Raw genomic sequence first — 17553 nt, 5'->3', positions numbered from 1 at the left:
ACTTTTATATTCTTAATACCCCTTTGTGCAATCCAAATTCTTTCCACTTGCTGATCGGGCGGTTATCCGCTGCCAGTCCGCTGTTGTTTTCTTCCAGGTTCATCAGGTAGTCCATGTAGGCGGCAATCAGCGCAATGTTTTCCGCACGCTCACTGGTGCGCGTGATGCATTGCTGAAGCACTTCACCGTTTTTGGCGATGAAGCCTGTGTCATAGTGTCCTTCCACAAAGTCGGGTGTATCCATGATGGCGCGCAGGTAACTGATGTTGTTCTTTACGCCCGTCAACTTATATTCGTGAAGCACGCGGCGCATCCGTTCGATGGCATATTCCCGTGTGGTGGCCCACACGATCAGTTTGCCGATCATCGGATCGTAATAAATCGGAATCTCGTATCCTTCGTATACATAGCTGTCGATGCGTACTCCGATACCGTTGGGTTCTGTGATTTGCTTGATGACACCCGGGCTGGGCATGAAATTCATTTCCGTATCTTCCGCACAGATGCGGCATTCGATGGCGTGTCCCCGTTGCTGGATGTCCTCTTGTCTCAGTTGCAGTACCTGTCCGTCGGCTACCTTAATTTGTTCTTTTACCAGATCTACGCCGACTACTTCTTCTGTGATGGGATGTTCCACTTGCAGGCGGGTGTTCATTTCCAGAAAGTAATAATTGCGGTGCTTGTCCACCAGGAATTCAATGGTTCCCGCGCCGATGTAGTTCACGGCCTTGGCAGCGGCTACTGCCTTTTCGCCCATGTCCCGGCGCAGTTCCGGTGTGATAAAAACTGAAGGGCTCTCTTCTACGATCTTTTGGTTGCGGCGCTGCACCGAGCATTCACGTTCGCACAAGTGAATTATGTTGCCATGCTTGTCGCCCAGTATCTGGAACTCGATGTGATGGGGTTCTTCCACAAACTTCTCCAGATAGACCGTGTCGTCTCCGAACGAGGAAAGCGATTCGCTCTTGGCTGTTGTATAGGCTTCGGCCACTTCGTCTGCATGATGAATCAGTCGCATTCCTTTTCCGCCACCGCCCATCGAGGCTTTCAGCATTACCGGATAGCCGATTTGGTTGCAGAGTTCTACGGCTTCCTCAACACTTTTCAGGTTGTCTTGAGTGCCCGGAACTACCGGTACCCCGGCTTCGATCATCTTGATGCGTGCCGAGATTTTATCTCCCATGGCTTCCATTGTTTCCGGGTCAGGACCGATAAAGGTGATGCCTTCTTCCCGGCAACGGCGGGCAAAGGTTGCATTTTCCGATAAGAACCCGTATCCCGGGTGAATGGCGTCTGCGTGGCATGACTTTGCCACTTCAATGATTTTTTCTATATTCAGATAACTCTCTTTCGATGCTGCCGGTCCGATGCAATAAGCTTCATCGGCGTAAAGCACATGTTTCGCTGTTCGGTCCGCTTCCGAGAAAACGGCAATGCTCGTTATTTCCATCTCCCGACAGGAGCGCATCACCCTCACGGCAATTTCACCGCGGTTGGCGACTAAGATTCTTTTAATCATATTCATTTCTCAATTAAATGCATATACATATTCGCGCTTTTCCACCCTGCGGACATACGTCCACCCGATGAAAACACAGTATTTCTACGATTTGGGGCTTAACAACGATGCTTTCTTTCCTAACCCACGAGGAGAGAATGCTCTTATTCACGAATGGCAGGTCTTCTGACTGACTCTACATCTTACCGGGACCTTCCCGACAGAGTTTGCTTTTTCTGTCAGTGGTACGAAATTGGCTGATTGATAAGATGCTATACAGAGTTTCACAGCAGCGGGACTGTCCGGGATTTACACCCGATTCCCTTTTAATCTTCGTCCGTTGACCACGGATTCCGAACCAATTCGGCGACAAATATAGAGAAATATTGAATAGGATGGATACTTTTTGCACGAAAAGTTCAGTTTTGTGCAATGCCCCCGCAGCTTTTTTTCAAAATAAATGTCATATATACGGAACACAAACGGACTACCGATTGTTCTTTGGGTACAATAAACGAGCATAAAACGGAATGAAGTACTAACGAAATATACATACCATACTATGTCACATTTACCTACCTTGATTGCTGACCTTGCCTTAATACTGATGTCCGCAAGTATCATTACTCTTTTATTTAAATGGCTGAAGCAACCCCTGGTCCTGGGATATATCGTTGCCGGATTGCTGGCCGGGCCTTATGTCCGCATCTTCCCGACTGTTGGCGATATGGAGAACATCAATACCTGGGCTGAGATCGGAGTTGTCTTTTTGCTTTTTGCTCTCGGACTCGAGTTTAGCTTTAAAAAATTGATGAATGTCGGATCGGCAGCGTTTATTACGGCAACAACCGAAGTGATCAGTATGTTACTGATCGGTTTTATGGTGGGGCATCTGTTGGGGTGGAGTACGATGAATTCTGTGTTTCTGGGTGGAATGTTGTCCATGTCGTCTACCACGATTATTATTAAAGCCTTTGATGATCTTGGTTTGCGCAGCCAACGGTTTACAGGCATTGTGTTCGGAACCTTGGTGGTCGAAGACCTGATCGCTATCCTGATGATGGTCATCCTTTCTACTATGGCGGTGAGCAAAGAGTTTGTGGGTGAGGAACTCTTGATGAGTGTCCTGAAAGTTGCCTTTTTCCTGATTTTGTGGTTTCTGGTCGGTATATTCATCCTTCCGTTCTTCCTGAAAAAAGCAAAGCGGTTGATGAATAATGAAACTCTGTTGATTGTCTCTCTCGGGCTTTGCCTGGCAATGGTCGTGCTGGCTACCCGTACCGGTTTTTCGGCTGCGCTGGGTGCTTTCATTATGGGATCTATTCTTGCTGAGACGGTTGAGGCCGAACATATAGAACACATCATACAGCCGGTGAAAGAGCTTTTCGGAGCTATTTTCTTTGTATCCGTCGGTATGCTGGTCAATCCGTCTGTCCTGCTTCAGTATGCCTGGCCGGTGGTTATCATTACATTGGTGACTCTTGTGGGTAAATCGATTTTCTCTTCATTGGGGGTCTTGCTATCCGGCGAACCACTGAAGGTTTCCGTCAAGTCCGGGTTCAGTCTGGCCCAGATAGGAGAGTTTGCTTTTATTATCGCGGGATTGGGAGCCTCGCTCAAGGTGCTGGACCCGTTTGTTCCCCCGATTATCGTTGCGGTATCCGTTATCACTACCTTTACCACTCCCTATTTTATCCGGTTGGCAAATCCGTTTTCCGAATGGCTTTATAAAGTACTTTCCCCTCGGACCCGTGAATTCCTGGACCGTTATGCTTCCGGCAAGAAGACCGTCAATCATGATAGTGACTGGAAGCGGTTACTGAAAACGATTGTCGGAAGAGTGATTATTTACAGTGTCCTCCTTACTGCTATTTGGCTGTTGTCCGTTCAGACCGTATACCCGACGATAAACGGAATGTTTGATTCCCCGGGACGATGGCTGAGTGTAGTGATGTGCCTGCTCACCCTTTTGCTGATGACTCCTTTCTTGTGGGCTCTTGTTTCAGATAAGTACAATTCTCCGGACGTGTTTCTGAAGTTGTGGAATGACGACAATTACAATCACGGGAGGCTGGTAGCGTTGATTCTGTTCCGTGTTTCGGTGGCTGTTTTTTTCATAGCGGGAGTTGTCATCAGTTATTTTAGTCTTAATTACGGGATAGGTATTGTCATAGCTGTTGCCGTGTTGGGACTGATACTTCTTCTCAGGGAGAACCTCACCCAATATTCGCATTTGGAGAACCACTTCCTGACCAATCTGAACGGAAGGGAGGAAGCAGCCCGGAATCGCTATCCGCTGAAGAGCCGTTTCAACAGTGAGTTTAGTGATAAAGATATCGAGTTGACCTCCGTTTGGGTATCTCCTTATTCATCTTATATAGGGAAGTCGCTGGAGGAACTTCCTTTCAGGCGTGAGTTTGGTGTCAATGTAGTGGGGATTGTCAGGGGAGAACGGAGGATATACATTCCGCAAAGTGACGAGTGCATTTATCCGCAGGATAAGTTGATCGTGGTCGGTACAGACGGCCAGTTACAGAAGTTTCGTTCGGAACTCGACATCCGGCAGGATTTTCCGGACGAAAAGAATGTGCGACAAGAGGTGACGCTTCACTCTTTCACGGTAGATGAAGAATCTCCGCTCCTGAATAAAAGTATTGCCCAGTCACGGTTGGGAAAACAGTATGACAGCCTTATCGTTGCCATTGAGCGGGAAGACGAGTTGATTTCCATGAATCAAAGTACGGTTTTCCGTTTGGGAGATCTGGTATGGATAGTGGGTGACAGGGAGAAGATCAGACAACTCCTGATGCGGAAAAAGCATGTGTAAGTAAAGAGAGGAGGAAAGACAAACGATTCAGATGAAGATTTTCATTTTGACAGAAGCACGTCGAACTGTCATTCTGTATTTTTAATACGGGCTGTATTCGTTTCTTTCCGGGCTTCTTTGCGATTGCTCCCGAAAAAGCTGTTGTTTTGCCATTAGTCAAAATTAAAATGATGTGATTGGGGCTCTTTATCTGATATTATGAATTGATAATCTTCCGGTATAGAAGCATTCTGTTGATGTAACTCAATTCCGTTCTCTAAAATGATAGTTGGTAAATGCTCCCTCTGAGGTCTCTGATAACTTCAGAAAGCATGTATTTTACCTCTTCTTTTGCTTTATTAATTTCTTCCGGACAAAAGACTAACTTCTTCTGAAGAAAAGACTAACTTCTTACCGGGAAAACATTAACTTCTTTTTCGGAAAGAGTTAAGTCTTTGGGTACGTAAAATGGTATATTTACTCAATATAATGTAGATTTCTGTATGTAAATGTCATATCTATGCGTTGTATCTTTCTATTACATAAGTTTTGAATAGACGGTGTGTTATTAAAAAGAGAGAAATCGTTTCTTTCTGATCTTAAAATAGGAATATCTTCGTCTATTTGTGTTCGGGCCATTAAAGTGTCTCTTTTCTATGAAAAGTTAGTAGATATTATAATATTATTATTAAGTATAAAAGTTGGGATACCGCTTGTCGATTTCTGTTTTCATTGGCTATATTTGCGTGTATCTAAAATATAAAATACTATGAAGTCCATTTTGTTATCTGTTATTTCATTCTTGTTAGTCATGAATGTCTGTGGTAAGAATGATGTGGATATGAGAACTTATTTGAAAAAAGTTCTCGGTAATCTTGGTAAGATAGAATCAGCTTCCTATCATGAGCAATCTCAGTCCTGGCAACCCGGCGATACCGTTGCCATTACCAATTTTCATCGTTTTATTAAAGAATACACCAATCCTTCTGATTCAACCATCGGCGCGAGCTATGTGTGTCTTGACGCCAAGGATACGACGCGATTTGAATTTGGTTATGATGGAAACGTGAGGATGATAAGTTATCATGAGCATAAAGGGATTATGATCGATGATTTCACGACCAGATCCCTTCCTTTCAGGTTGGTGGCTCCTCCGTTTTTTTGTTATACCCGGAATATCATCGGATATGCTTTGAGTACGGGAGATAGCATCACCACCGAATGGAAGGATTTAGGAGAAGCGTATTACTTCAAGTTGGTGATACATGAAGACAGGCAGGTTGAATTTTTTGGAAAAGCGTACTACATACCGAAGCCTCCTTTTGATTTGGGAGACCCGACCTCGATTTACGAATTGTGGATTAGCAAAGCGGACGGTCTGCCTTATAAAATGCGCAGGGAAATGTCGCATCAGATTTCTGCTACTACTTGTTCGGATGTAGTCTTGAATCAATTGTCGATAGCCGGTTTAAACTTATATGATTATGTGCCCCAAGACTATGAGATCCGCAAGTATGGCGAGCAAAAAAAGGTCACTCAGCCTGCGGCGACAGATCTTATAGGACAGAAAGCTCCCGACTGGATGTTGAAAGATATGTATGAGAAACCGGTGGCGTTATCCGAATTTAAAAGTAAAGTGCTATTGGTGAACCTCACCGGTATCGGTTGTGGTGCTTGCCATGCATCCATTCCTTTTCTGAACGGATTGAAAGGGAAGTTCAATGCCGGTGAATTTGAAGTGGTTTCTATAGAAACCTGGGGACGTGAACCCCATTCGCTGCGAACTTATGCGGATAAGAATCAAATAAATTATAGTTTTTTGTGCGGTGATGAAGGTATTGTCAAGTCATACCGGACTTATGGCGCGGCACCTTTATTCTTTATATTAGATCAGGATCGGGTGATCAGAAAGGTCATCCGGGGGTATCGAATGGGGCGGACCGATGAAGAAATCACAGATGCCATCAAAGCACTGTTATGATAAAATGTATTTGCGGTTGGAGGTTACTCCAACCGCAAGTCGTATAGACAGGCACGCACCTCTTCCGGGCTGCCGATATGTTTCCCTATGTCGTCTGATAATTTCACACATTCGCGCCACTCCTGGTTCATGTTCATCTTGCATTGCGATAGCTTCATGACAATGTTTGATGGCTTGAATCCCGTATCGTTGGTCAGGTTTGTCCCGATGCCGAAAGAGCAACGGATCTTTCCCTGGCAATACTCCTGGATATCCAGTGCTTTGTCAAAGTCGAGTGCGTTACTGAATACGATTGTCTTGGTGGTCGGGTCGATGCCCAACTCTTTATAACGTGCGGTCAGCTGATCGATGAACCGGAATTCATCACCGGAATCACACCTCACGCCATCAAACAACTTAGCCTGTTTGCGGCTTAGATTGCTTAGAAAGATGGCAGATGTATAAGTGTCGGACAAGGCGATGCCAAGGTCGCCATCGTATACATTTACCCAATTTTCAAGGGCTATATAGTTGGCATGTTTATAGCCGAATTGCGCTCCGTGAAACATGAACCATTCATGGGGATGCGTACCCATGGGCTTCATGCCGTATTTCATGGCGAAATGGCAATTGGAAGTGCCGATACAGTAATGGGCTGTCTGTTTCAGGTGCCCGATGACTTGATTCTGCACATCGAACGAAAAGCGCCTTCGGGTTCCGAATTCAGAGAAAAGTAGCTGATGCTTATTGGACAGTTCTGTCTTTTCGGACAGTTTGTACAGGATGTCTTCCAGGTTGGCAACATTGCCGGACGATTGGTTCTTTATCTCCGAAACGATGGCGAGTAGAGGTACTTCATAAAGCGTTGCTTTGTAAAGATAGTCGTTCACTTCGATGTGAAGCTGCCGATTCTCGTCCAGACGGATTTCTATTTTCTCGGGTTGGAAACGGAAAGAAGAGAGCCACTCCCAATAGACCCTGGGCAGGAAGCGGCAGTTCTTTATCATATATTCCAGTTCTTTTTCGGTCAGTGCCACGTGTGATAGCTGACTGATTTCCGTTCTCAATCTTTCCACAAACTCGTCGCTATATTCAGTCCCGTCCCTGTCTTTGAAGCTGAAAGTGCCTATTGCGTACGGGAATAGTTTGATATAAGCATACGAAGTAGTGAATTTATAAAGGTCTGTATCGAGTATGGTACGAATGATCATTGGGTTCTTTTTTCTCTGTTATTCTCGTCAAAGATACAAAATATTCTATAGTAATCCATTCCGTATCGGTTCATATGGCAAAATCATCATTCCGAAGATAAAGTATTTTCTTTATACACGGTGTTCATTTCAATGATGATAGCTGATATTAAAAACAATGTTGGTATTTACAACCGATTATTACTCAATATTTTATAGATAATAAGTCAGAAATATGGTTGTTATTTTTAATTGCACATTCTAAAAGGTGAAGATTTAACGCTTTTATTGATTATTAACTCAAAAAGGACATCAACTTGGGTCGTTTCTTCTCTTTTCCTTGCTATTCGTTTCCGATATTCCACTTTTGTTTTGGTCTATCTCATATGTACTGCAAAGGTATTGATTTTTGTTTGATATTGCTCCTTGCTTGCTCCTTGTCGTAGATTAATTTTCACACAGGAATTTTTGTTCTCTTTCTATAGGGGCTTGAAACAATCCATTTATTGGAAACAATTAAAGACGGAGCTGGTTTGCCCCAGTGCTTTTTAAGAAACAGGGCAATTATTTTATCTCCACAAAGGCTCTTGTTCCCAATTATGAGGAAAGCCTAATAAACGAGTTCTTACTGATGGGTATTTCGATAAAAGCTGCTTGAAATCTGCAACAAAAGTGTTGCCCATAGAAATGGAGTTAAGCCAATACACCACATAGCAGAGTTGCGGATAAAGTGTTTGTTCACGGAACGAGAAATCCGTAATCCATGTGTTTGGCATACGCATAGGCATCATTGGCTTGACAGGAAAGACCCGATTTGACAGTCTTGAATGATGGGCGCAGCAATTACGAAGTACGGGTCTGGGTACGGATTAAAAGGCTAAGTGATTATTTCCAGTCATTTAGCCTTTTTAATTATCTAATTTTTCCCCACATTTTCCCCACAGCTGTCTATTTATATATTTTAGAAACATATTTTTCCGTAAAGTTATGTACCTTTGTCGGCAAATAAAGATATTCTCGTCAAACAAATATAAATAATATAAACATGGAAAAAAACAGAAAAAAACAAATCGTAGTTTTGAGTATAGCTTTAGTTTGCATTTTCATCTTGGTATTTTCATTGTTCCATAAATCAGCGACAAAAGATAGCGCAAATCCTCCTTTAACAAATGTTTTGACTGATAGCATTTCTCAAATTGTCTCAGCTTGTCCTGGCGAAATTGGTGTGGCGGTTATTGTTAATAACAGAGATACGGTTAAGGTCAATAATAAGAGTGTTTATCCTATGATGAGTGTGTTTAAGGTTCATCAGGCATTAGCTCTTTGTAATGACTTTGACAATAAAGGAATTTCACTTGATACCTTAGTAAATATAAATAGGGATAAACTTGACCCAAAGACTTGGAGTCCTATGCTGAAAGATTATTCAGGGCCAGTCATATCATTGACAGTGAGAGATTTGCTGCGTTATACTCTTACTCAGAGTGACAACAATGCAAGCAACCTTATGTTTAAGGATATGGTTAATGTCGCTCAAACAGATAGTTTTATAGCCACACTCATTCCTCGTTCAAGTTTTCAGATAGCTTATACGGAAGAGGAAATGTCGGCTGACCATAACAAGGCTTACTCTAACTATACATCTCCTCTTGGTGCTGCAATGTTGATGAATCGTTTGTTTACTGAAGGTCTTATCGATGATGAGAAACAAAGTTTCATTAAGAATACGTTAAAAGAATGCAAAACAGGTGTAGATAGGATAGCAGCTCCACTTCTTGATAAAGAAGGGGTTGTTATAGCGCATAAGACAGGTTCAGGTTATGTTAATGAAAATGGTGTTCTTGCAGCTCACAATGATGTTGCCTATATATGTCTGCCTAATAATATCAGTTATACCTTAGCGGTATTTGTTAAGGATTTCAAGGGAAATGAATCACAAGCGTCACAATATGTTGCGCATATATCAGCTGTAGTATATTCTTTATTAATGCAAACTTCAGTAAAATCTTAAACTGCACTTGCTTTGATAATTAATGATAAACAATCTAAAAGCACTCTAATCGTTATCGGAGTGCTTTTAGATTACTAATCAAATTGCTTCTATTATAATTTGAATCCTCTACTTTTTCTTTCTTCCTGTTGCGGCACTCTTGCTCCATATCTAAGCCTGTGCCATTGCTCCCTGAACCAGTCGGCAATCGGCTTCCTGTTTATTGTCAGGTTCAGCCTGCTTTCATCGTCAGGGTCATTTTCCACCCTTAAAATATCATCCTTTATATCAAAGTTCCGCCTGTGTTGCTCGGAATAGATTTTACCGCTACATTTCAGGGCTTCTTTTTTGACTATAAGACTTTCAGTCATTTCTTTAGAGAATCCCAGCATGGCACAAAACTTTTCCATGCGCAGCATTTCCCTGAACATCGGAAACCACCTGAAAGCCTTGTCTATGATTCTGGCGAGCCGTGACAGTTCTTTTTCTTTCATGTCAAGTTCCTGCCTGTGCATTTCTCTGAGATTGTGGATTTGCGTATCATGCTGTTTCTGCATCTGCTGTACTTGGCTCTGCAATTTTTCAATATTGGTGTTCCGTTTTGAAACCTCGTCTTGCAGTTTTTCGTTGGCACGTTCCAGTTCTTTCAGTTTTCCACTCCCGAAAAGAGAAGCAACTCCACTAGTTATGGCTGTCGCTGCCGTGGTGGCTGTCTTCTTTAACTTGTCAGTGCGTATTTCTGATTTCACCTGTTTCAGTTCCTGCTCGGCAAGATTTATCTGTTCTTCTTTGTGCCGTTTGGCTGCATCCATGCGTTGCAGTTCAGCTTTCTGCTTCTCAATGATAAAGTCGTTCCGTTCCAGATGCTCCTTACCAGTGACAGCCTTTGACTGCCCGCGTTCCATCAGCAGGATGTCGGATGCAAGGGTCTGCATCTGCATCATGTCATCGTCATTGAGCTTTCGGCTCTTTCCTGTTTCGTGGTTCATCCAGTCGAAAACGATATGGGCATGATAGTTCGGCTTGAACCATCTGTCCCCGACTTTGAAGCTTTCCCTGTCTTCCGCTTCCGGCTGACCGTTCAGCCAATGCCCTTCATCCTTGTGCAGGAAGATTTGCAGCGGTGTGATTCCCCAGCGTCTTTGACACTCCTCACCGAATTTACGCACGTCTGCCAGTGTGGTGTCCGACCTGACAAGCAGCACTCCTTCACGTATGGGGGAGCATCCCGCAATCTTGACTATTTTACCGTTCTTGCCTTTGCGTTCACGCTCCTTTTCCTGCATGGCACGTCCGGTCTTTTCCTTTACCATCTGTCTGATATTGTCATAATGCATCCGCAAATCCGGACTGCCGAAGTCGGGATTTATCCACTGTTCGTTATCGGTGGATAGTTCAGGAACGACATAGATTCTGGACTCTCCGATGTGGCGCATGTATTCGGCAGTCCTCCTGTTGTGAGCCTCGCTCGATGCGATGTTGCAGGGCTTGATATGTATGCTTGATTTTGTTGCCATAGATACTTGTTTTTTGGTTTGTACTTTATTGTTTGCTTTTCCGCTGTCCGTAAACGCATGGGGTTCTTAGGGGTGCAACCCATAAGCGGAGATTGCAAAGAGAGGGTCACTCTTTGCTCTGGGTTCTCAGGGGAGAAACGCCCTGAGTGGGTCATTAGGGTAAAACCCTAATCCCCTCGGGAGAGCCCACAACTACGTAAGCGGAGCGTGTAGTTATAGTGGGCTATATCAATGGCAAGCCATTGTCTGCAAACTCCAGCCTACGGCTTCCGCTCTCCTCCGTCAGGGAGGTTTTTCATCATCGTTGCCGATTGGAGATGCACCGACCAGCACAAGGTCTAAATCGTCTATCAGTTTTTGCAGGACGGGATTCTTCTCTATCATCCGCTGGAGGATTCTCTCAGCCTCGACCAAGTGGTTGGCTGTACTCATCACCTTGCCCTCCCGTATCTGAAAGATAATCCAATCGGCTATGTCGATATGGGCTTCTTTTTGTTTCGGGGTGGCATTCCTTTCGATGATGTCCGAAACCACCACCTTACAAAAGTACATGCTCTCGGCTCGCTGTTTCCACTCGGCATAAGCATCGGCATCGGGAAAGAGAAGCACGGTTCGCCCTGACAGTACACGGAGTTTCTCTTCTCTCATCTGACTCTTACCACCCGTAGCCAGCCATACATAATCGGGGAAGATAGCAGAACCGATAACGGCACTCTTCTCGGATTCCACCAAGACCACCACCTTGTCGGGATGCGTTTTCAACAAGTGTTCCCCGAAAAGGCATTGGGATAGTTGCCAATCCTCTGCCAACACACGCTGCTTTTTCAATATGCTGTGTATCCAGTTCACTGCCGATGTCTGTCCTCCCTTGATACGGTGTCCGTCTTCGGGATTGTACTGCATCACCTTTCCCGTGCGTACCTTGCCCGTCCTGTCTATCTGCCAAAAGATAACAGAGCCGTCACGGGTAGCCCCCAAACGGTATTCCTCCAACAACCGCTTCAACACCTCTTTCGCCTTGTCGCCATAGTAGGAAGTAAGGAGTGTGAAGAGGAAACGGAAGAAATTGCTACGCTCGCTTTGCGACTTCTCCACATAGTGAGGGGGAATATAGCCGATGGCTGTCGGCTTACTTTGCTGCTTCACTTTCTTCTGCTCTGCTCTTTGCCTGTCAAAAGAGAAATCATTGGTAGTTCTGTGTTCAGGATGCTCTTGAAAATACTCTTTCGGAGTGTAGTGATACCCACAACCGCTTTCGTGGTTACATCTGCCGACCGATGGATGCAACGGCACATTATTTTCGTCCACGTAATAGACGAAAGAATGCCTGTCTCCGCATTTGGGGCAGGTATGCCGTGTTGCCGTTCCTTTATACTTCTGTAATGAATAATTGCCCATAGCTTAGTCCGTTTTTGATGGTTGATTGTCGGCTGTCCCATCCTGTCCCATTGTCCCACACTCTAAGGGTTGGGACAGTGGGACACTTGGGACACCTGCGTTTTTACTCTCTTTGCTGCGCTGGATGATACGGTTTACGGTGGACTTGCCACAATTCACCTGTGAGGCTATCTCCCTGACGGACTTGCCCGATTGGGAGAGTTGCAGAATTTGGCAATCCCTTTGGCTTGATTCATTGTCGCCCAATTTTTTCAAGTGTTCCTTTTCCGTGGAATAGCCCCTGAACACGAACTGCAAGAAAGCATCCACCTTGTCAATCTCGTAAACGATTACATTATCCGCATCATGAGAGAACGTGCCATAGCGCACTTTAAGCTGCTTCACATAGCGAAGCCCTCCGTCTTGGGCACTTTTTCCAATGGTGAACACGCTGTCAAAGAAATTGTAGAGCCGTTTGCTTCCGGCAAGGTCGTTGGATGTGATGGGACAATCCAAAGAGCGTTTGGGCGTATGTGCTAGGACAAGGATAGAGAGCGCATATCTCTTTTTGAGATTGTTCAGCTGAATCATCAGCCGTCCTGCGGCATCGCCTTTCTCCATGGCGCAACACAGGTAGGTAAGATTGTCAATGATGAAAATCTTGCAGTCGGTCTGCACAGCCATCTGTTCAATGCCGCCTATGATAGCTTCCTCAAAGTTGGCATCCAAAAGCTGGTTGCAGTCAATAGACACCCGATAGAGTTTGTCGGGAAAGGTGTAGAGCTCTCCATGCTCGTTGGTATAGCGGAGCTGGAACTGCTTTTCGGACAGTTCAAAGTCCAGATACAGCACATTGTCGGTTCGGGCGATGCGGTCGGCTATCTGCACGGCAAGGATGGACTTGCCCACGTTGGAATCGGCAAACAAGCAGGAGAGTTCCCCCTCGTACCAAAAGCTGTCCCACAGCGCACGGGGCGTAGGCAATAACGATGCTTCAAGAATGGTTTGGTTTGCCGTCTTGATATTCATCATGCCTACACTGTCGGGCATACCGTTATGCGCTTGGGATGCTTTTGTGAGGTCGCCACGTATCAGGTTGATATAGTTCTTATCCTCTTCCATATCATTCACCAGTTACGTGGGTTGGGCTTGCGACGGTGGGAAGAGGATAAGGACTTGTTCAGTTCCTCGTCTGACAACGGTATGGGATTCTTTCGGGCGGTTTCCAGCCACTTGTCCAGTTCGTCACGGTAAAGGCAATAGCGTTTGCCGGGCTTGGTGGCAGGGATTGTCCCTTCTGACAGTTTCATGTAGAGCGTACCCTTAGGGATACCTAAATACTCTGCTGCCTCGTCCACAGACATGGGCACGTGGGTGTCCACCGTTTTGGCATTGTTCACACTGCGCTGCTCGGCGAGCAGGCTTTTCAGGCTCATCACTTCGTCTCGAAGCTGAGCGACAACCTCGGGGAGGTCGTTGAAGGTAAGAATTGATTTTTCCATTCGCGTACTCGTCTCTTTTGTAAGACTTGGCGCAAAGGACTGAAATGATATATCCGTGAATATCTCCACGACACGTCATTGCAAAATAATTCCCGAATAATTAAGCCCAGCCATAAATGACGGGTAAAATTACTCGGGAAACGATGTAAAACAGGCGGTTATGAGTTACCGGATGGTTGTCGTTGGTGTCGTGATTATCCTAATTCCGCACATAATCCTCGGGATAGTGGAAATCAAGTTTGCCGTTTTCGGGTTCATCAATGGGAATTTCCGTCTTTAACGGCTCTACCTTGAAATTCTTGATGGTTGATAAGTCTGTATCAGCAAACGATTTCGGGAAAAGGGCTTTGATGAACTTGGCACGGTTATCCCCATTGTAGTATCTCTTGTACAGGAAACGCTCAGAGATATTCCATACGAAGTGACGGAGTGGAATGTTGTTGATGTCTTTGGTAAACGGTCTTTGTATGGGCTTCGGGGTATAAGTGTTAAGATTCATCCATTTGTCCACCTCAGTACAGATGTGGTTCACGGTTTCTTGGTCGGCAATGCGAGGCAGGTAATAATGGCAATACTCCATGACCATGCGGATGCGCTCTTCCTTTTCCCGTTGCTCTCTGCTTGCGTAATTGGCACGGTTCTTTTCGTGAAGATCCGGGGCGATAGTAAGCTCTATCGGTTGTGTTTGGATAAGTGTCTCTTCTTTTGTCGGGGATGATTCGGGTACAGGCTCAGGGACTGATGTAGGTCCAGGCACAGATGTGGCTTCTTCAAGTGTATTTTGTGACAGTTCTTCCTGCACCTCTATGGCTTCGGCAATCGTTTCTTTCTTGCCGAACTTGATTTTGTAGATTTCGTATGTATCAAAGATAAGTGTCTGAAAGGAGAGATAGAGCAACCATCCCAACAGGTTACAGCATACGAATACTATCCACCTGACAAAGTTGTCTTGGTTGAAGCTGTCCGCTATTACCAGCGTGGCAATGGAAGATATTAGGACGATGGCGAAGCCGACAAAGCCCAAGATGATGTATTTGTCCTTGATTGATGATTCCATATTTCGTTGAGAGATTGAATGTTCCTGTATTATTTTGTGCAAAGTTAATGCTATTTTTCCCAATTACTGCCCGTTATTTGCGGTTAGAACGGTCTTTTTCAATGTATTTCACGAAATGTCATCATATCATACTCTGTTTCATACTCTGAGGGGCTTATAAATGGTGGCATCAAGCCAAAAACATAGAGGGGCGATTATAGCCTTGTAGCCATAACCGCCCCTCTGAATACCTGTCAATGTGAGACATTTATGCCTCCTTGCGCTTCAAGGTTATCTTGTCCACCACCTGACACATCTGCTGCGCTGCTATCTTGGAATAGATTTGTGTGGTGGTAATGTTCTTATGTCCGAGATAGGCTTGGATGACAGCCATGTCCGTTCCCATTTCCACGTGCAGGCTTCCGAAGCTGTGGCGGGTACAGTGAAAGGTGATTTTCTTGGTTATCCCTGCTGCCGTGAGCCACCGTTGGAGTGGTCCTTGCAGCATCTTGTCCTTGAAATCCTCAAAGATAAGTCCCTCGCCCCGTTCTCCCAGCAGTCCATAGGCTTCATCACTGATGGGGTTATGCACTATTTCTTTGGTTTTCTGCATACGGGTGGTAACGAACATCCTGCCGTTGGTGTATGGTTGTATCTGCTGCCACGTGAGCTGTCTGATGTCGCTCTTTCTCAGTCCCGTAAGACAGGCGAAAAGAAAAGCTTTTTTCAAGACCTCCTCCTCACAGGGTGTTTCGGCAAGCCGTATCAGTTCCTCTTGGCTCAAATGCTCCCTGATGGTGGGAATGCACTCGATGCGGTCTAAGAAGCCGTTTGGGTTCTCCTTTATCTTCCTGTCACGGTAAGCGGTGTGCAGCACGGCACGGAAAGTTGACCAATAGCCTGCTGCGGAGTTGATGTGCAGCTTTTGGTTGGTGTGGATGGATTGGGGTGCATCAAGCAGGTATTCCATGAACTTGCGGCACAAATCCACATCCACCTCCTCAAAGGTGCATTTGCCGTTCACGAACCGCTGGAAATGCTTGTATACGTGCTGCCACTTGATATTCTTGCGGTCAGCCAGTCCTTTGAAATAGGCAAGGAAATCGCCCTTCATCTTGGTCTTGTCAAAAAAGCCGTTGTTTTCATTGAAAATGGCTTCGTAGCGCTGGTTGCGCAGGATGACCGCTTTCTTCATCATGCGTGCGTTGAAGTCCCGTTCCTGCTGGTTTGCAGGTTTGGCGAAGATGTAAATTCCTAAGGCTTCACGTGTAATCACTCTCATGGTGACATTGTCACGGTAGCCGGGATAGTAGTCAAGGCATAGTGAATACTGTGTCCCGTTCTTAATCTTGCGCTTACGCAAGGTAACTGTTTTGCATTTACTCATAATAATTATGTTTTAATTGGTTGTATACATTTTGGAGTTGTATCCATGTTTCCGATGGCAAAGGAACAACGTGAAATATCCGTGAATACCTCCACGATACATCATTTTGAAATAATTTTCGATAATCCCGATTTTTCACGGTTATTTGTTCCTTTCAGCCATGACACGCTCCACATCTGAGCGCAAAAGCAGGTTTTTCACACCCACCTTTATCTTTTCGATGTGCTTCACCTTGACGATATGGCAGATGTTGGCTGACGAAAGACCATAGATTTGCTGCACCTGCTCAACGGTATAGTAGCGTTCATCGTTCACAAGGTCAGTTCTGCGGAGTTCGTTCAAATGTGATTTGGAGTAATAGGTACGCCCGTACTCTCTTTTAGTGGGTATCTTATGGCGATAGGTGTAGGCACGGAGTGCGGTCGGCTTCATGCCGAACAGTTCCTCCACCTCCTCGGTCAGTAGCCAGTCGGTAATTTCGCTAATATCAACTGCCACACCGAAAAACTCGTCAATATGCTTCTTGCTGTAATAGTTCTTTCCTGCGATACGGCAGATGGGGATATGGTTACGCTTGGCGGAAGTGTAAAGCCATGACTGCTTTACCTTAAAAAGGGACATCACCTCCTCGCCCGAATAGAAGTCCAACACTTCTTCGCTTTCCTTTTCCCTTTTTTCTCTTTTGGCAGGTAAGGAAGATGAAGATGATTTCCTTGGTGTGGAGGTGTTGCCGGGCAGGATGCGGTGATAGGGATTGCCCTCCAACATCTGCTCGATGTCGGCTCTGCGGATGAATGCCATGCGGTTGCTGATGCGTGAGGCTTTCAGCTTGCCGATGGCTACAAGTTTGTAAATGTACTGTCGGGAACAGCCCATGAGGATGGCTGCTTTGGAAAAGGTGAGATACTCCTGATGCTGTATCTCCATCAAGGGTTGGGCGACTTTGAAGAGGTTGTTCTTCTGCATCACTCTGGCTCGTTTGGCTTCTGCCTGACAAGCCTCACTGCAATATCTTTGCATACCGCTTCGGGTTACAAAGGACTTGCCGCAAAAACTGCATTTTCTGGTTGCTTTCATACCGTTTTATCGTTTAATGGTTCATTTCTTCAATCCTATATCTCTGAAATGGTAAACGGATGTGAACGGAAGTCAACCATTGTCGCTTTTCTACACAGTGTGACTGTTTCCGCATATCGGGGCGGTTATTGTCGCTTGTCGTAAACGGTTGTAAACCCTTGTCAACTGTCTGCACGGTGTGACAAAAAACAAGCCCCGCAAATTCTCCACGTC

General features: G+C 45.1%; 12 protein-coding genes and 1 riboswitch. Of the genes, 3 read left to right on the top strand and 9 right to left on the bottom strand.

Annotated features, from left to right (window positions below):
* Positions 1-4: 4 nt before the first annotated feature.
* Positions 5-1519: an acetyl-CoA carboxylase biotin carboxylase subunit gene (accC, locus tag BSHG_RS19540; RefSeq protein WP_008657235.1), complete on the bottom strand. Its 1515-nt coding sequence runs from the start codon at positions 1517-1519 to the stop codon at positions 5-7.
* Between the two features lie 137 nt (positions 1520-1656).
* Positions 1657-1876, bottom strand: a riboswitch (cobalamin riboswitch).
* 184 nt (positions 1877-2060) lie between these two features.
* Here accC and BSHG_RS19545 point away from each other — a divergent pair.
* The gene (locus tag BSHG_RS19545; RefSeq protein ID WP_008657233.1) at positions 2061-4325 is read left to right on the top strand and encodes a cation:proton antiporter; all 2265 of its coding nucleotides are present in this window, start codon (positions 2061-2063) and stop codon (positions 4323-4325) included.
* 748 nt (positions 4326-5073) lie between these two features.
* Positions 5074-6285, top strand: a complete 1212-nt coding sequence (locus tag BSHG_RS19550) for a peroxiredoxin family protein (RefSeq protein WP_005802516.1) — start codon at positions 5074-5076, stop codon at positions 6283-6285.
* Between the two features lie 23 nt (positions 6286-6308).
* Here BSHG_RS19550 and pncB read toward each other — a convergent pair whose 3' ends face one another.
* Entirely contained in the window at positions 6309-7475 is a 1167-nt protein-coding gene (gene pncB / locus BSHG_RS19555) for a nicotinate phosphoribosyltransferase (RefSeq protein ID WP_008657231.1), read from the bottom strand.
* Between the two features lie 1024 nt (positions 7476-8499).
* Between pncB and BSHG_RS19560 the strand changes: the two genes are divergently transcribed.
* Complete coding sequence (locus BSHG_RS19560) at positions 8500-9465, top strand: CfxA family broad-spectrum class A beta-lactamase (protein ID WP_004339683.1); 966 nt, start codon at positions 8500-8502, stop codon at positions 9463-9465.
* A 92-nt stretch (positions 9466-9557) separates the two neighbouring features.
* On the opposite strand, the gene BSHG_RS19565 is transcribed toward BSHG_RS19560, so the two are convergent.
* The 7 genes from BSHG_RS19565 to tnpA form a co-directional block, all read right to left on the bottom strand.
* Positions 9558-10961 carry a hypothetical protein gene (locus tag BSHG_RS19565; RefSeq protein ID WP_004292734.1) on the bottom strand — a complete coding sequence of 468 codons (1404 nt, stop codon included), beginning with the start codon at positions 10959-10961 and terminating at the stop codon, positions 9558-9560.
* A gap of 282 nt (positions 10962-11243) precedes the next feature.
* Positions 11244-12359, bottom strand: coding sequence for a DUF6371 domain-containing protein (locus BSHG_RS19570; protein ID WP_004292742.1), 1116 nt, complete (start codon positions 12357-12359; stop codon positions 11244-11246).
* A 3-nt stretch (positions 12360-12362) separates the two neighbouring features.
* Positions 12363-13460, bottom strand: a complete 1098-nt coding sequence (locus BSHG_RS19575; protein ID WP_004348225.1) for an AAA family ATPase — start codon at positions 13458-13460, stop codon at positions 12363-12365.
* 5 nt (positions 13461-13465) lie between these two features.
* A complete protein-coding gene (locus BSHG_RS19580; RefSeq protein ID WP_004338328.1) occupies positions 13466-13840 on the bottom strand; it encodes an excisionase family DNA-binding protein in 375 nt (124 codons plus the stop codon).
* Between the two features lie 199 nt (positions 13841-14039).
* Positions 14040-14897, bottom strand: coding sequence for a transposon Tn4555 protein TnpC (gene tnpC, locus BSHG_RS19585; RefSeq protein ID WP_004339687.1), 858 nt, complete (start codon positions 14895-14897; stop codon positions 14040-14042).
* Positions 14898-15144: 247 nt separating this feature from the next.
* A complete protein-coding gene (locus BSHG_RS19590) occupies positions 15145-16263 on the bottom strand; it encodes a tyrosine-type recombinase/integrase (protein ID WP_004338318.1) in 1119 nt (372 codons plus the stop codon).
* 141 nt (positions 16264-16404) lie between these two features.
* Entirely contained in the window at positions 16405-17340 is a 936-nt protein-coding gene (tnpA, locus tag BSHG_RS19595; RefSeq protein WP_004292844.1) for a transposon Tn4555 protein TnpA, read from the bottom strand.
* Positions 17341-17553 lie beyond the last annotated feature (213 nt).

It is taken from the genome of Bacteroides sp. 3_2_5 (assembly GCF_000159855.2).
Lineage (GTDB): Bacteria > Bacteroidota > Bacteroidia > Bacteroidales > Bacteroidaceae > Bacteroides > Bacteroides fragilis.
This window is presented reverse-complemented; position numbering and strand designations above follow the sequence as displayed.

Bases quoted from the DNA above. Each gene is read 5' to 3' on its own strand.
- accC (WP_008657235.1), bottom strand. From the start codon at position 1,519: ATGATTAAAAGAATCTTAGTCGCCAACCGCGGTGAAATTGCCGTGAGG.
- BSHG_RS19545 (WP_008657233.1), top strand. From the start codon at position 2,061: ATGTCACATTTACCTACCTTGATTGCTGACCTTGCCTTAATACTGATG.
- BSHG_RS19550 (WP_005802516.1), top strand. From the start codon at position 5,074: ATGAAGTCCATTTTGTTATCTGTTATTTCATTCTTGTTAGTCATGAAT.
- pncB (WP_008657231.1), bottom strand. From the start codon at position 7,475: ATGATCATTCGTACCATACTCGATACAGACCTTTATAAATTCACTACT.
- BSHG_RS19560 (WP_004339683.1), top strand. From the start codon at position 8,500: ATGGAAAAAAACAGAAAAAAACAAATCGTAGTTTTGAGTATAGCTTTA.
- BSHG_RS19565 (WP_004292734.1), bottom strand. From the start codon at position 10,961: ATGGCAACAAAATCAAGCATACATATCAAGCCCTGCAACATCGCATCG.
- BSHG_RS19570 (WP_004292742.1), bottom strand. From the start codon at position 12,359: ATGGGCAATTATTCATTACAGAAGTATAAAGGAACGGCAACACGGCAT.
- BSHG_RS19575 (WP_004348225.1), bottom strand. From the start codon at position 13,460: ATGGAAGAGGATAAGAACTATATCAACCTGATACGTGGCGACCTCACA.
- BSHG_RS19580 (WP_004338328.1), bottom strand. From the start codon at position 13,840: ATGGAAAAATCAATTCTTACCTTCAACGACCTCCCCGAGGTTGTCGCT.
- tnpC (WP_004339687.1), bottom strand. From the start codon at position 14,897: ATGGAATCATCAATCAAGGACAAATACATCATCTTGGGCTTTGTCGGC.
- BSHG_RS19590 (WP_004338318.1), bottom strand. From the start codon at position 16,263: ATGAGTAAATGCAAAACAGTTACCTTGCGTAAGCGCAAGATTAAGAAC.
- tnpA (WP_004292844.1), bottom strand. From the start codon at position 17,340: ATGAAAGCAACCAGAAAATGCAGTTTTTGCGGCAAGTCCTTTGTAACC.